Raw genomic sequence first — 14,146 nt, 5'->3', positions numbered from 1 at the left:
GCAGTCGGCCTCGCGGACGATGACGTCCTGCGAGACGTCGACCAGGCGACGGGTCAGGTATCCCGACTGCGCGGTCTTCAGCGCCGTGTCCGCGAGATCCTTCTTGAACTGATCGGTCGTGGGGCGGACGGACTCGTGCCGGATCCCCGCCCGGGTCGCGACGGCCTCGAGAGCGCGCGAGACGCCGATCGGCGAGGAGCCCGCGTCGGCGGTGCGGGCGCTCGCGGCATGGACGGTGACGGCGGCGGCCGCCTCGGCCTCGACCAGCAGCGCCGCCGAGCCGAGGTCCTCCGCCAGCAGCACGGTCGCCCCCGGGGCGGTGCCGGCCGCGGCGGTGACGGCCTTCGCCAGCGAGCTGCCGCCTGCGGAGGCCGGGGCGGCGACCTCGTCCCCGCGCTCGCGGCGGATCCGCCCATCGACGCCGATCCGCACGGTGTCGCCGACGTCGAGCCGCTGCACGCCCTCGAAGAAGGTCGCCCCGCCGCTCGCGACGTCGCGACCGCGCAGGTACGCGAGGACCGTCGGCTCGTGCGGGGCCGCGACGACGCCGGAGGCGGTGCGGGCGGCGATCAGGGCGCGCAGATCCGTGCCCCACAGGACGCCGCCGTCCACGGGCGCGAGGTACAGCGCCGGGGCGTCGGCGCGCAACCGCCGGGCCAGGACGTCCGTGCCCTCCCGGTCGATGCTCAGCCCGAGCGTCGAGGCGTCCGCGTGCGGGATCGGGGCGCGGCCGGTGTCGCCGGCGGGGCCTTCAGCGGAGAGGAAGCCGGTCAGCCCGGTCAGCTCGGTCATGGCAGGTCCTTCGGATGAGGGGCGGAGGGATGGTCGTCCTCGAGGAACGTGGCGGCGAGGGAGTCGAGGTCCTGGGCGGCGGTGTCCTCGTGCCCGGGACGCTGGAGGGTGCGGACGGTCTCCTCGCGTACGGCGAGGGACAGCACCAGCGCGACGGTGCAGCGGGCCGCGAAGCCGGGGTCGACGCCGCGGCACAGCTCGCCGCGGGCGGCGAAGCCCGCGTACACGTCCTCGAGCACGTGCTCGTGGACGCGGCGCAGACGTGCCAGGCGGAACCGCGCCGGATGGTCGCGGCTGACGGCCTCCCCGTTCAGGGTCGAGAGCAGCTGCATGGGATGCGAGCGCGGGTTCCACTGCCGGTGGAGGGCGGAGACGAAGGTCGCGCGGTCCCCGCCCAGCCGCGGCGCGCTGCCCAGCAGGCCCTGGGCCTGATTCTCGAGCCGGTCGATGACCGCGCTGAGCAGGGCGTCCTTGGTCGGGAAGTGGTGGAGCATGCCGGGATGGGACACCCCCACACGCTGGGAGATGTCCCGCAGGCTGGCGCCGAAGTACCCGTGCTCCGCGAAGAGGGTCGCGGCGCTGTCGAGGATCTCCTCGCGTCGCGACTCGCCCTTGGCCGTGCGGACCGGGCCCGTCTCGCCCTCCTCGCCGGTGCCGGGATCCGCGAGCGTGCGGATGCCCTGCAGAGCAGGATCCCCGGAGGGCAGGGGCCCTGCCTGCTCCTGCGAGACCGTGCCGTCGCCGGCGCGGTCGGACAGGACCGCGGCCAGCGGGACGGGGCCCGGGCCGGAGGACGGGTGGACGGTCGGCGCCATGCCGATCACCGTACAGTCTCCTCCACGAGGAGCTCGGCGATCTGGATGGCGTTGAGCGCGGCGCCCTTGCGCAGATTGTCCGCGACGGCGAACAGCACGAGACCCTTCCCGCCCGGGACCGACTGGTCCTCGCGGATCCGGCCCACGAAGGTGCCGTCCTGCCCGGCGGCCGCGAGCGGAGTCGGCACCTCCACGAGGGTGACGCCGGGCGCGTCCGCGAGCAGCTCGCGGGCGCGGTCGGCGCTGATCGGGCGATCGAACTCGGCGTGGATCGCCAGGGAGTGCCCGGTGACGACGGGGACGCGCACGCACGTGCCGGCGACCGCGAGGTCCGGGATGCCCAGGATCTTGCGGGACTCGTGGCGCAGCTTCTGCTCCTCGTCCGTCTCGCCGGAGCCGTCCTCGACGAAGCTCCCGGCCTGGGCGAGGACGTTGAAGGCGATCGGCTGGGTGTACGTGCGCGGCGCGGGCACGGTCGCGGCCGTGCCGTCGGTCGCGAGCTGCTCGATCGCGGGCTCGGCGGCGCGGACCTGCCCGGCGAGCTCCTCCACGCCGGCGAGACCGGAGCCGGAGACGGCCTGGTAGGTCGCGACCTTGAGGCGCGCGAGCCCCGCCTCCTCGTGGAGGACCTTCAGCGCAGGCATCGCTGCCATGGTCGTGCAGTTGGGGTTGGCGATGATGCCGCGGGGGCGGTCGGCGGCGGCCCCGGGGTTGACCTCGGCGACCACGAGCGGGACCTGCGCGTCGCGGCGCCAGGCGGAGGAGTTGTCGACCACGACCGCGCCCGCCTCGGCGAAGCGGGGGGCCAGTGCCGTGCTGGTCGAGCCGCCGGCGGAGAAGATCGCGACGTCGATGCGGGAGCCCTCGGAGGAGATGTCCGCGCTCGCGGCGTCCTCGACGAGCAGCTCCTGGCCCGCGTACTGCACGGCCGTGCCGGCGGAGCGGGCGGAGGCGAAGGCGCGGATCCGGGAGTGGGGCACGGCGCGCTGGGCGAGCAGGGCGAGCATGACGCGGCCGACCTGGCCGGTTGCTCCCACGACACCGAGGACGGGGCCGTCCTCGCAATACCCGGGGGTGGTGGTGAAGTCGGTCATGTCAGCGCCCCGTCCCGCCGTACACGACGGCCTCGGTCTGATCCGCGTCCAGGCCGAACGCGGTGTGGATCACCTGCACCGCGTCATCGAGCCGATGCACGTCGGTGACCACGGAGATGCGGATCTCCGAGGTGGAGATCATGTCGATGTTGATGCCGGCCTCGCCGAGGGTGCGGAACAGGGTCGCGGACACGCCGGGCGACGCCTTCATGCCCGCACCGACGATCGACACCTTCCCGATCTGGTCGTTGTAGCGCACCTCGCGGTAGCCGATCGTCTCCTGCGCCGTCTCGATCGCGGCGAGAGCGGCCGCGGAATCGGCCTCGGGCAGGGTGAAGGAGATCGCGACCGTGTCATCGGTCGTCGAGGAGTTCTGCACGATCATGTCGATGTTCGCGCCGGAGGAGGCGACCACGTCGAACAGGAGCGCGGCCTTGCCCGGCTGGTCCGGCACCTCGACCACGGTGATCTTGCCTTCGCTGCGGTCATGGGCGACGCCGGAGATGATGGGGGCCTCGAGGCCCTCCTCGCGCTGGGACTCCACGATGTCCTCCTTGCTGGGGTTGCCGGCGTCCAGGTGGACGACGTCGGCGATGCGGATGGTCAGGTCCGGGTCCACGGGGATCTCCCGCTCCGGCTGGTCGGAGACGATGGTGCCGATGCGGCCGCTGAAGGAGCTGCGCACGTGCAGCGGCACCCCGTAGCGGCGGGCGTACTCGACGCTGCGGGCCATGAGGATCTTGGAGCCGTTCGCGGCCATCTCGAGCATCTCCTCGCTCGAGATGTACGGGACGCGGCGCGCGGCGTGGACGATGCGGGGGTCCGCGGTGAAGACGCCGTCCACGTCGGAGTAGATCTCGCAGACATCGGCCTCGAGCGCCGCGGCGAGGGCGACGGCGGTCGTGTCGGAGCCGCCGCGTCCCAGGGTGGTGATGTCCTTGGTGGACTGGGAGACGCCCTGGAAGCCGGCGACGATCGCGACGCTGCCCTGGTCGACGGCGTCGCGGATCCGGCCCGGGGTGACCTTGAGGATGTGGGCCCGGCCATGGACCTCGTCGGTGATCAGGCCGGCCTGGGACCCGGTGTAGGCGCGGGCGGCGACGCCCAGGTCGTTCAGCGCCATGGACAGCACGGCCATCGAGATGCGCTCGCCCGCGGTGAGGAGCATGTCGAGCTCACGCGGGGGCGGCGTCGCCGTGACCTGCTCCGCGAGATCGATGAGCTCGTCGGTGGTGTCGCCCATCGCGGACACGACGACGACGACCTTGTGACCGGCCTTCGCGTACAGCGCGATGCGGTCGGCCACGCGCTTCACGGACGTGGCATCGGCGACGGAGGATCCGCCGTACTTCTGGACCACCAGGCTCATCGAGGCGGGCCTCCTCAGGATCGTCGGGGCGCGCGGGGCGCCGCCGCACGCGGACAGGGCGGGCCGGGCGGGCCCCCGCGGGCTCCGGGCATGCGGGAGCGCGCGGGCACGTCGCAGGGCCTCCCCCAGTGTACGAGTGCGACCGGATGCGCTCCGCCCCCGCCTGCGATCCGGGACCACCGCCACACCCCGCCGGACGCGGCGGAGCGCTGCCCCTGCCCCGACCTGTGCGGCCAAGCTGCGGCTGTCCCGGCCCGGGAGCCGCACCTTCGCCGCACGCGAGCCCGCGCAGCACCGCGAGGACGCCGGCCGTCCCGGCGGAGGTCAGGCGGGGGTCAGGCGCCCGTGCGGGCGGCGGCGCGGACGCGCAGGCGCCCGCGCAGGTACTCGACCGCCATCGGCAGGACGGACACCGCGACCAGCAGGAGCACCGCCGCCTCGATGTGGTCCCGGATCAGGGGCACGCCTCCGAGCGCGTACCCGAGCAGGGTCAGCAGCACGACCCACGCCACGGCGCCGACCGCGGACCACGTGTAGAAGGTCCGGCGCGGCATGCGGCTCACGCCCGCGACGACGGTCACGAAGGTGCGCACGATCGGGACGAAGCGCCCCAGCACGAGGGCCCGGGCGCCGTAGCTCTCGAAGAAGGCGATGGACCGGTCGAAGTAGGCACGCTTCAGGACGCGGCCGTCCCGCTCGTACAGCCGCGGACCGAGCGCCCGGCCGATCTCGTAGCCGCTGACGTTGCCGGCGATCGCAGCCGCGATCAGCGTCAGCAGCGACACCCCGAGCGGCACGCCCAGCACGCCCTCGTGGGTGAACATGCCGATCGCGAACAGCAGCGAGTCCCCCGGCAGGATCGGGAAGAACAGCCCGCACTCGACGAGGACGATCAGATGGCTGACCCACCAGAAGGCCGGCCCGAACTGCTCGAGCAGCGCCGTGGGGTCCATCAGGGTGCGGATCAGGTCCATGCAGGGTCTCCCGGGGGTCGAGGTGCCCCTTCAGCATGCCGCATCAGCCGCCCTGCCTCGTGGACGACCGGGAGCGGAGATGTGCAGGCATCGTGCGGATCACCTGCACCGCGGCGAGAGGGATGGGATGATCGCAGCAGGGGGCCGCGCGTGCTCCGGTCCAGGGAGGGACGATGAGCACTGCAGAGCCGCCGGGGATCCAGGTCGACGGGGTCTCCCGCGCCTTCGGGGCCGTCCAGGCGGTCGCGGGTCTGTCGCTCACAGCTCCGCAGGGCCAGGTGACCGCGCTCGTGGGCCCCAACGGCTGCGGCAAGTCGACGCTCATGCTCATGCTCGCCTCGCTGCTCGCGCCCGACGCCGGCAGCATCCGCATCCTCGGCCATGATCCCCAGGTCGACACCGATGCGACACGTCGGGCGGTCGGATGGATGCCGGACCAGTTCGGGGCCTGGGACTCGCTGCAGGTCGCGGAGGTCCTCGAGGTCATGGGCCGCGCCTACTTCCTGCCGCGGCCGCAGCTGCGCGAACGCATCGGGGTCCTGCTGGAGCAGCTCGACCTGGCGAGCCTCGCCCGCACTCCCGCCCACGTCCTCTCCCGCGGGCAGAAGCAGCGCCTGGGCCTGGCGCGCGCCCTCGTGCATGCGCCGCAGGTGCTCATCCTCGACGAGCCTGCCTCCGGACTGGATCCCGCGGCCCGCAAGCGCCTGCTCGGGATCGTGCGCGGCTTCGCGGCCGATGGCGGGACGGTGCTCGTCTCGAGCCACATCCTCACCGAGCTCGAGGAGATGGCGGACCGGGTCGTGTTCATGGACCAGGGCCGGCAGACGGGACAGGCGAGTCTGCAGGAGCTCGCCGAGCGTCCGCAGCGCTGGCGGGTGCGCAGCCTGGACGCGTCCAGCCTGTGGCGGGCTCTCGACGCGGCGGGTGTGCACCGCGGCCGCGTGCATCGGACGGATCCGGAGCCCGAGGGGTATGCCGAGGTCACCCTGGACCTGCCGGACGAGAAGGTGGCCGCGCTGCTGCTCGCGGACCTCGTCACCCATGACGGGCGGATCGTCGGCTTCGGCCCGGCCGCCGGACGTCTGGAGTCCGCCTATCTCGCGAGCGAGGCGGCGCGGAGGCAGGGGGCGCTGTGAGCTGGGCGGGTCTGCGCCTGGTCGCGGGGCTCGAGCTGCGGCGGCATCGCGGCCGACGGCCCCTGCTCCTCCTCGCCTGCTGGGCCGCAGCGCTGGTCGTGGTGGGCGGTCTCGTGCTCGCCCGTCGGCATCCGGCCGTAGCGGGTGCGAACTCGACGGTCGAGGGCTGGGCCCAGGCCCGCACCGGGGCCGGGGAGTCGTCCTTCGCCGCTGTGGCGATCCTCGCGCTGGGTTCGCTGCTGCTGGTCCTGCCCGGGCTGGCCGCGGCCGCCGTCCCCCGCGACCGGGAGGCCGGGATGCTCGCACCGCTGCAGGGCTCGCTGCTCCGCCCGGCGCAGATCATCGGCGGGAAGACCCTCGCCCTGTGGCTCGTGGGGCTGGCGCTCCTCGCCGCTGCTGCGCCCGGCCTCGTCCCGGGAGCGATCTTCGCCGGCTACGGCGTGGGGAGGGCGGCCGCGACGCTGGGCCTGCTCGCCGGGATCGCCCTGGCCGTGGCGATGCTGTGCGTCGGCATCGGCGCCCTCACCGCAGGTCGGCGCCGCGCCGTCATCCGCGCCTACCAGGCGGTGGCGGTCGGCTGCGTGCTGCTGCCGATGGTCTGGCTGGCCTCCTTCCCGCTGCTGCGCCAGCAGGTCCCGCCCCCGCGGGGTGATCAGGAGATGATCGAGCTGCTGAACGCGGTCGACATCGACGCCGGGCCCGAGGAGATCAGCCGCTACCTCGATGCCCATGACCTGCGGGGATATGCCGTCGATCCGAGGCGGGACGGCGTCGGGAACGCTCCCGGGCCGATGCTCATCACGGTCTGCACCCCGGCCTCGTCCTCCCAGACCGTTCCTCGCAGCGATGCGCTGCTCGGGCTCGCAGCCCCGAACCCCCTGATCCTGCTCTCGCAGGTCCTCGCGCGGAGCACCGATGCGACCGTGCTGGGCGATATCCGGGATGGCTATGCGCGGGCGTCCGATCCTCTGGGATGGGTGCTGTGCGAAGGACAGGATCCCGTCCCCTCGCCCCGTCCGGCCTGGCCCGTCGGCCTCGCCCTCTGGTTCCTGGCGGGCGGCGGCACGGCCCTGCTCGCGGTGCACCGTCTGTCCGTCCCTATGTCAGGAGGCACCCGATGAGTTCCGGCCCCGTCCTTCCGCCCCCGCCCCCGGCCGGGAGCGACGCGTCGGCCGCGGTGCCGCCCGAGCCCCGCCCGTCGACCGCGGGCGCCTCGACGTGGCGGCTGCGTCCCCACGCGCTGTGGCTCGTGGCCTCGCTCGAGCTGCGGCAGCGGGTGCGCTCGAAGCGGTGGTACATCGCCCTCGGGATCTGGTTCGTGTTCCTGATGGGCATGAGCCTGCTGATCTTCTCGTCGTTCACGGTCTTCGCGGACGGGGATGCCTCCTTCTTCGGCGACGGCGGGCTGCTGCGCACCGCTGGGCAGCTGTGCGCGTCGCTGTCGACGCTGCTGCTGGTGTTCATGCTGATGCTGGTGCTGCCGGCGCTCTCGGCCGGGTCGATCAACGGGGACCGCACCGCGGGCACCCTCGCGACGCTGCAGGCGACGCTGCTGAGCCCGGCGGAGATCGTCGTGGGGAAGATTCTCGCCGGCTGGCTCGTGGGCCTCGCTTTCCTCGGCACGGCGATGCCCTCGGTCGCGCCGTCGATGCTGCTGGGCGGCTCCTCGATCCTGTACCTGCTGCGGATCGTGCTCATGATCGGCGTGCTGTCGCTGCTGGTGACGGCGTTCGGGGTGGGCATGTCCTCGCTGCTCGCACGGCAGCTGGGCTCGGTCGTGCTCACGTACCTGGGCGTCATCGGGACGATGGTGATCCTCCCGGTGATCTGGGGGGCGTCTCTGCCGATGCTCACGGTGCCGAGCACGCAGACCCAGTACTTCCAGACGCCCTACGAGGGGGATTGGATCGAGCTCGGCCCCGGCGCGGGCGGGGGCGGACCGGCCCTGACGCTCGAGGACGGCGAGCAGGCGCCCCGCGAGGGCGAGTGGGTGTGCGTCTCCTGGGGCGAGGACATGTCCACGACCGTCCATTCCGAGTTCACCGCTCCCCTGCTGTGGATGAACCCGTTCGTGCTGGTGGCGGAGACGGCACCCGCTCTCCCGCAGGATCTGCTCGGCGAGGGGGACGCGCCGCTGGACCTGCTCGCCTATCTGAAGTCCGGTGTCCGCTGGGCCTCGAATCCGCAGGCGGACGTCTTCCGGGTGCAGTGCGAGCCGGGAATCCCCGGCTACCCGGAGGGCGTGAGCGGGGCGATGCCGTGGCCGGTGTGGCCGATGGGCCTCGCGGCGTGGACGCTCGTCGGCGGCGGCGCCTCCGTTCTCGCGATCACGCGGCTGCGGGTTCCGATGCGCCGCATCAGCGCCGGCACCCGCATCGCCTGATCGGCTGCGCTCCGTCCGACGGTGCGCGGAGGCACGAGGTGCACCGCAGGACGGTGCGGAGCCGATCGGGCCTCCCATATCCCCTGATCGGCTGCGCCGCATCTGCCGAGTTCTGTACCGTCTGCGGCACGTGAGTGGTACAGAACTCGGCAGACGTCAGCATGGGAGCGGTGTCAGGGCCGCAGACGGTGGAGGTCCCGCGGGAACAGCGTCACCTCGCGGACGTTCCCCATCCCGATCAGGCGGGAGACCCAGCGCTCGAGCCCGATCGCGAATCCGCCGTGCGGCGGCATCCCGCCCTCGACGGTGCGCAGGTAGTCCGCGTGCTCGGCCGCGTCGATCCCTCGTTCCGCAAGAGCGGCCAGGTAGTCGCCGTGGCGGTGCAGCCGCTGCCCGCCGGTGACGAGCTCCACTCCGCGGAAGAGCAGGTCGAAGCTGTTGCTGTACGGGCCGCCGGGGGTGGGCTCCCGGGTCCAGGGGTGGGTGTAGAAGGGACGCGTGCGAAGCGGGTACGCCTCGACGGCGAGCACGTCGCTGCCGTGCTCGGCCCGGGCCCAGCGTCCGAGCGCCCGTTCCTGCTCCGGGGAGAGGTCGGGGAGGTCGGGCGGAGCGCCGAGGAGCTCGCGGGCGTGCGCGAAGTGGACGACGGGGACCGCCGCGGGGATGCTGGGCAGCTCGACCTGCAGCAGGTCCAGCTCGGGGGCGGCGTCCTCGCGCAGCGTCTCGAGCATCCGGTGCAGCACGTTCGTGAGCACGGCGAGGACGTCGCGATGGTCCTCGATGAAGCCGAGCTCGACGTCCAGCGACGTGTACTGGGCGAGGTGCCGGGCGGTGTCGTGGGGTTCGGCGCGGAAGACGGGACCGACCTCGTAGACCCTCTCGAAGACTCCGACGAGCTGCTGCTTGTACAGCTGCGGGCTCTGGGCGAGGTAGGCCGGCTGTCCGAAGTAGTCGACGCGGAACACCTCCGCTCCGGACTCGGTCGCGGCCCCCACCAGCTTGGGGGTCGCGATCTCGGTGAAGCCGTCCGCATCGAGGGCGGCGCGGAAGCCGCGCATCGACGCGGCGGCCAGCCTCCAGCGGGCCCGCTGGACGGGATGCCGCCAGCTGAGCGCGGCATGGTCGAGCCTCGCCGGCAGCGAGGCGGTCAGCTCGGGGCGCCAGAGCTCGAAGGGGGAGGTCGCGGCCGGATCGCCGAGAAGGGTGATCCGGGGCCGCACGATCTCCCGCCCTCCGGGCGCCTTCGGGTTGGCGCTCACGGTCCCAGTGATGCGGACCGGCGTCTCCTCGGGGGGCAGGGCGCCTGAGCCGTCCTCCGGCTCGAGGACGACCTGCACGAGCCCGCTGCGGTCCCGGACGACGAGGAAGGCGACGCGGGACAGCTCGCGCCGACGGTGCACGTGCCCGCGGATGGCGACCGTGCTGCCGGGCGCGGTGGAGCCGATCTCCGCGGCGACGACGACGGGGTGGGGGGCAGGTCTCATGATTCCTCCAGGTGATGGGGCCCTGGAGGTGCGGGCGGGGGCTAGGTCGCTGTGCCACCGCACCTTCGCCGGCTGGCGCCGGCCTCTCGTCGGTCCGCCGGTACGCGCGTGCGCTCCGTGCCCGGGGGCGTGAGGGGTGTCAGTCCTCGGCGCGCCCGCCCAGGCTAGCGCACGCTCAGCGGCGCCGCGGGGCCGGGTCCTCGCGCAGCGCGGGCAGGGAGCCCGCGAGCAGGAGCATGCCCGCACCGAGCACGATGACCGCGACGCCGAGCCACACGAAGCTGCTGCGTCCGTCCGCGAGCAGGACGCCGACGACGATGATCGCGCCCAGGAGCATCGTGAGGACGCTGTTGCGCCGGATCCGTGCCCGCAGGATCCCGCCGGAGGTCTGGTTCATGCCTCGCATGATACGGGGGCCGTCTACCGGTCGGCCGGGCCGGGATCGGCGCTCGGGATCCGATGCGGGTCCGCGCCCGTGGGGGCAGATGCATCGGCCCCGCCCCCGGTCCCGAAGTCCGGGAGGATCCCGCGGGAGACGGCTTCGGCATCGGCCGCCCGGTAGGGCGACAGGTGCTCCTCGGGGGAGGCGGGTCGCAGGGGCGCCACCCCTCCCTCGGGGGCGACGAGCACGAAGGGCGTGCGCCGGCGCGTGTACAGCCCGGCGGGGCCGTAGACGATGTCCCGCAGGCGGCGGCGCATCGCGAAGGAGGCGGCGGCGCCCAGCAGCGGGCTCGCGACGAGCACGTCGATGCCGATCCAGACCCAGCCGGTCGAGGTCATGCCGCCGGCGAGCTCGAGCAGCACGGCGAGCGCCCCCGTGATGATCAGGGCTTCGAGCGCGACGAGCACCCCGGTCAGGACGACCACGCGAGCCTCCCACGGGTTCAGCTCCGCCCGCGTCTCCCAGTCCGGGTAGGTGCGCTCGTCGAGGACCCGGGAACGCAGCGGACGGGCGAGGAGCATCGCCAGCTGCGGGGCGAGGGAGACGAGGCCGGCGAGGACCGCGAGCAGCGGGAGGCCGACGGCGAACACCTGCCAGGGCTGCTGGGCCTGGACGACGGAGAAGGCCATGTCGCTGGTCATGCGCTCGATGACCACGACGAGGTCGAGGATCGAGAAGATGATCCAGCCCAGCGGCAGCATCACCAGACCCACCCAGGTCATGGCCGGTCCGGCGAGGGCGGCGAGGGTTCGCCCGGCCCGGGCGAGCAGCTCCGCCGGGCCGGGTTCGAGGCGGGAGGGGACCGGCGGCAGGTGCCGCCGGTCCTGGGTGACGAGGACGGCGAGGCGGGCGGCCCGGTCCGCGGCGGGGGCGGTGCGGGTCGAGCGGTCCCACAGGCTCATCTGCTCGGCCGGGGTCGGGACGTCCAGCAGCCGGGGCGCGCTCAGCAGAGGACGCATGGTCAGCCAGGCGAGCGCGCACCACAGCAGCGCCGCGCACAGGGCGGCGAGCACCCCGGCGCTGAGAGTTCCCCAGTGCGGGGACAGCGGGGTGAGCGCCAGCAGGACGGTGGCGATCACGGAGACCAGCGGCAGGATCATGAGCGGGGCGGCGGCCCGGCGGGACACGGCCCGCTGGAAGTCCTCCTCGGTCAGGTGCATGCGCGGGTTGATCGTCGCGACCCGGTGCACGGACAGGAGGAGGAGCGAGAGGCTCACGAGCGTCCCGGTGAGGGGGACCAGCAGGTAGGCGAGCCCCAACCCGAGCGGCGTGAAGCCGATCGAGCGCACGAACATGTCGAACATGCCGGGCTCGACGACGAGGGCGAGGCTGCCGAGCAGGAGGAAGGTCGGCGAGGTGCCCAGGACGTAGCAGGTCAGCAGCGCATACCAGAGCGGGAGGAGGACCAGGGCCGGCATCCACGCCGCTCTCAGCAGGCGTGCGCGCAGCAGACGGCGCGAGGGGAGCATGATCTGCTCGGGCAGGGCGAGGGCCGGGGAGTCGAGGGGGAGCTGCGGCGGATCGGGCAGGTTCCGCAGCGGCGCAGGCCGGTGCGCGGAGCTCGCCCGAGGCGGGAGGGTCACACCGATCGCCGTCCCAGGAACGCCCGCCCGAGGGTCATCTCATCGGCATAGTCCAGATCGCCTCCCACCGGGAGTCCGGAGGCGAGCCGGCTGACGGTCAGCTCCATCGGCTGCAGCAGGCGGGAGAGGTAGGCGCTGGTGGCCTCGCCCTCGATGTTGGGGTCCAGCGCGAGGATCACCTCGCTCGTCTCGCCGCTCGCGAGACGGGTCATGAGCTCCTTGATGCGCAGGTCGTTCGGGCCGATGCCGCCGATCGGGTCGATCGCGCCGCCGAGGACGTGGTAGCGGCCGCGGAACTCGCGGATCCGCTCGATCGCGACGATGTCCTTGGACTCCTCGACGACGCAGATGACCTCCTCGCTGCGGCGCGCATCGGCGCAGATGCGGCACAGGTCCTCCGCGGCGACGTTCCCGCAGATCCTGCAGAAGCGCACCGACTCCTTGACGCGCACGAGCACGTCGGCGAGCCGATGCACCGCCTCGGCGTCCGCGTCCAGCAGATGGAACGCGATGCGCTGCGCCGACTTGGGGCCGATGCCGGGCAGCTTGCCCAGCTCGTCGATGAGGTCCTGCACGATGCCTTCGAACACCCTCCTAGGGTAGGCGCCCGCCCTGACGACGGGCGCCGCGGCGACCCGGGTGCGTGCAGGATCCCGCAGGAAGCCCGGCTATGGTGTCCTCCGTCACAGGATCCGATGTGAGGAGCATTCCGTGAGCCCGCTGCCCGAGCCGTACCTCCCTGCCGAGCCCCTGTCCGCCTGCCGCGTGGCGGAGGCGCCCGCGGTGCTGACCGCCGTCGTGCGCAAGCAGGGATACCCGATGTACGAGATGCCGGCCCTGATGGACGGGACGTTCTCGCATCTCGCCGATGCGCTCGCGGAGGTCGGGGTGACGCCCATCGGCCCGGCGTTCTCGCTGCATCACCGGGCGCCGGTGGACACGGCCGATCTCGAGGTCGGCTTCCCGGTGGACCGGGCGCTCGAGGCGCCGCTCATGCTCGAGAGCGGCCTGCTCGTGGAGGCGTCCCAGCTGCCCGCCGGGCGGGTGGGGCTGATCAGCTACGTCGGCGGCTACGGCGGGCTGGGCGAGGCATGGGGGCGTTTCACGCAGTCGATCGGCGACTCCGCGGAGCAGATGACGTACCCGTTCTGGGAGTTCTACGTGACCGAGCCCTCGCCCGAGGCGGATCCGGCGACGATGCGGACCGATCTGGTGAGCCTGCTCGAGCCGCGCGCCTGAGACGGATCATCCGCCGGGCAGCGGTGCGAGGGACCAGCCGAGGAGCGTGACGGCGGGCCCGAGCAGGGTTCCGAGGACCACCTCGCGCAGCGTGTGCTGCGCGAGGTGGAGTCGTGCCCAGCCCAGCAGCGGCAGCAGCACCGGCGCGGCGAGCAGCCATCGGGGGTCGAGCAGGAGCGCGAGGAAGGCCAGCAGCGCGCTCAGGCAGAACAGGTGCAGGGACACCTTGATGCCCAGCAGGGTGATCCCGGCGGCGAGGAGCAGGCCGGCGCACATCGTCCCGAGCGCCCAGAGCAGCAGGACGGGGGCGCCGAGCAGGAGCATGGCGGCGAGGCCGACGACGACGGAGCCGATGCCGAGCAGATAGGCGCGGCGGCGCTGCTCGGGGCGGCTGACCTGGCGGTCGCTGAACCGGGCGCGGCGCACACCGGCCTCGACGATCACGTACGGGATGGCGGCGCAGAACAGGCCGGCGAACAGGCCCCAGCCGAGCCCGGCGAGACGACCGGGCTGGCTGTGCAGCCCGCACAGGATGCAGATCACGAGCACGGGCACCACCGGGGTCAGCACCTCGGTGAGGCCTCGCGCGAGACGGGTCATGGCGCCTCCACGGCGGCGGTCAGCCGCGCGTCTCGTCGATGACCTCGAGGACGCGGCCGCCGAGCAGCTTCTCGACGACCTCCCGACCGGTGCGTCTGGTCACGGTCGCGTCGGCGTCGTCTCGCGAGGCTCCGCCGGTGGGGTCCTCGTCGGGCGGGGCGGGGGTGCCGCCGGCGGAGGGCGCGCTGCGCTGACGTCCCCGGTCCTGGGCGGCGGCGCGGGTGGCGTGCGCGGC

General features: G+C 73.3%; 14 protein-coding genes and 1 pseudogene. 4 read left to right on the top strand and 11 right to left on the bottom strand.

Annotation, left to right across the window (positions count from 1 at the left end; all coding sequences use genetic code 11):
* The 5 genes and pseudogenes from ACFFF6_RS19755 to ACFFF6_RS19735 form a co-directional block, all read right to left on the bottom strand.
* Positions 1-105: pseudogene (locus ACFFF6_RS19755) on the bottom strand (hypothetical protein); the annotation flags it as partial.
* Positions 106-788: 683 nt separating this feature from the next.
* On the bottom strand, positions 789-1,607 hold the full coding sequence (locus ACFFF6_RS19750; protein WP_376983239.1) for a TetR/AcrR family transcriptional regulator: 819 nt from the start codon (positions 1,605-1,607) through the stop codon (positions 789-791).
* Positions 1,608-1,612: 5 nt separating this feature from the next.
* A complete protein-coding gene (locus ACFFF6_RS19745) occupies positions 1,613-2,701 on the bottom strand; it encodes an aspartate-semialdehyde dehydrogenase (protein ID WP_376983238.1) in 1,089 nt (362 codons plus the stop codon).
* Position 2,702: 1 nt separating this feature from the next.
* Entirely contained in the window at positions 2,703-4,070 is a 1,368-nt protein-coding gene (locus ACFFF6_RS19740; RefSeq protein WP_376983237.1) for an aspartate kinase, read from the bottom strand.
* Positions 4,071-4,405: 335 nt separating this feature from the next.
* Positions 4,406-5,044: a DedA family protein gene (locus tag ACFFF6_RS19735; RefSeq protein WP_376983236.1), complete on the bottom strand. Its 639-nt coding sequence runs from the start codon at positions 5,042-5,044 to the stop codon at positions 4,406-4,408.
* A gap of 173 nt (positions 5,045-5,217) precedes the next feature.
* On the opposite strand from ACFFF6_RS19735, the gene ACFFF6_RS19730 reads away from it, so the two are divergent.
* From ACFFF6_RS19730 to ACFFF6_RS19720, 3 genes are read left to right on the top strand one after another with little or no spacing between them, the layout of a single operon-like run.
* Positions 5,218-6,180 carry an ABC transporter ATP-binding protein gene (locus ACFFF6_RS19730; RefSeq protein WP_376983235.1) on the top strand — a complete coding sequence of 321 codons (963 nt, stop codon included), beginning with the start codon at positions 5,218-5,220 and terminating at the stop codon, positions 6,178-6,180.
* Complete coding sequence (locus tag ACFFF6_RS19725) at positions 6,177-7,301, top strand: hypothetical protein (RefSeq protein ID WP_376983233.1); 1,125 nt, start codon at positions 6,177-6,179, stop codon at positions 7,299-7,301. Before ACFFF6_RS19730 ends, ACFFF6_RS19725 begins: the two co-directional genes overlap by 4 nt.
* A complete protein-coding gene (locus ACFFF6_RS19720; RefSeq protein ID WP_376983232.1) occupies positions 7,298-8,563 on the top strand; it encodes an ABC transporter permease in 1,266 nt (421 codons plus the stop codon). Before ACFFF6_RS19725 ends, ACFFF6_RS19720 begins: the two co-directional genes overlap by 4 nt.
* A 173-nt stretch (positions 8,564-8,736) precedes the next feature.
* Here ACFFF6_RS19720 and aspS read toward each other — a convergent pair whose 3' ends face one another.
* The 4 genes from aspS to recR all read right to left on the bottom strand — a co-directional run bounded on the left by aspS (position 8,737) and on the right by recR (position 12,662).
* A complete protein-coding gene (gene aspS / locus ACFFF6_RS19715) occupies positions 8,737-10,047 on the bottom strand; it encodes an aspartate--tRNA(Asn) ligase (RefSeq protein ID WP_376983231.1) in 1,311 nt (436 codons plus the stop codon).
* 175 nt (positions 10,048-10,222) lie between these two features.
* Positions 10,223-10,444 (bottom strand): hypothetical protein, encoded by a 222-nt coding sequence (locus ACFFF6_RS19710; protein ID WP_376983230.1) that lies wholly within the window; start codon positions 10,442-10,444, stop codon positions 10,223-10,225.
* A 23-nt stretch (positions 10,445-10,467) separates the two neighbouring features.
* Positions 10,468-12,072: a hypothetical protein gene (locus ACFFF6_RS19705; RefSeq protein ID WP_376983229.1), complete on the bottom strand. Its 1,605-nt coding sequence runs from the start codon at positions 12,070-12,072 to the stop codon at positions 10,468-10,470.
* Entirely contained in the window at positions 12,069-12,662 is a 594-nt protein-coding gene (recR, locus tag ACFFF6_RS19700) for a recombination mediator RecR (protein ID WP_376983228.1), read from the bottom strand. The genes ACFFF6_RS19705 and recR overlap by 4 nt, the downstream gene beginning before the upstream one ends.
* A gap of 121 nt (positions 12,663-12,783) precedes the next feature.
* Here recR and ACFFF6_RS19695 point away from each other — a divergent pair, with 121 nt between their 5' ends.
* Positions 12,784-13,311 carry a GyrI-like domain-containing protein gene (locus ACFFF6_RS19695; RefSeq protein ID WP_376983227.1) on the top strand — a complete coding sequence of 176 codons (528 nt, stop codon included), beginning with the start codon at positions 12,784-12,786 and terminating at the stop codon, positions 13,309-13,311.
* A gap of 6 nt (positions 13,312-13,317) precedes the next feature.
* Here the strand turns inward: ACFFF6_RS19695 and ACFFF6_RS19690 are convergent, their stop codons facing one another.
* Both ACFFF6_RS19690 and ACFFF6_RS19685 read right to left on the bottom strand, forming a co-directional pair.
* Positions 13,318-13,911: a hypothetical protein gene (locus tag ACFFF6_RS19690; RefSeq protein ID WP_376983225.1), complete on the bottom strand. Its 594-nt coding sequence runs from the start codon at positions 13,909-13,911 to the stop codon at positions 13,318-13,320.
* A 19-nt stretch (positions 13,912-13,930) separates the two neighbouring features.
* A partial coding sequence (locus ACFFF6_RS19685) for a hypothetical protein (RefSeq protein ID WP_376983224.1) occupies positions 13,931-14,146 on the bottom strand: 216 nt, incomplete at its 5' end.

Source organism: Brachybacterium hainanense (genome assembly GCF_042434575.1).
Lineage (GTDB): Bacteria > Actinomycetota > Actinomycetes > Actinomycetales > Dermabacteraceae > Brachybacterium > Brachybacterium hainanense.
The sequence above is the reverse complement of the archived record's forward strand: the minus strand, read 5'-3'. Positions and strand labels throughout refer to the sequence as shown.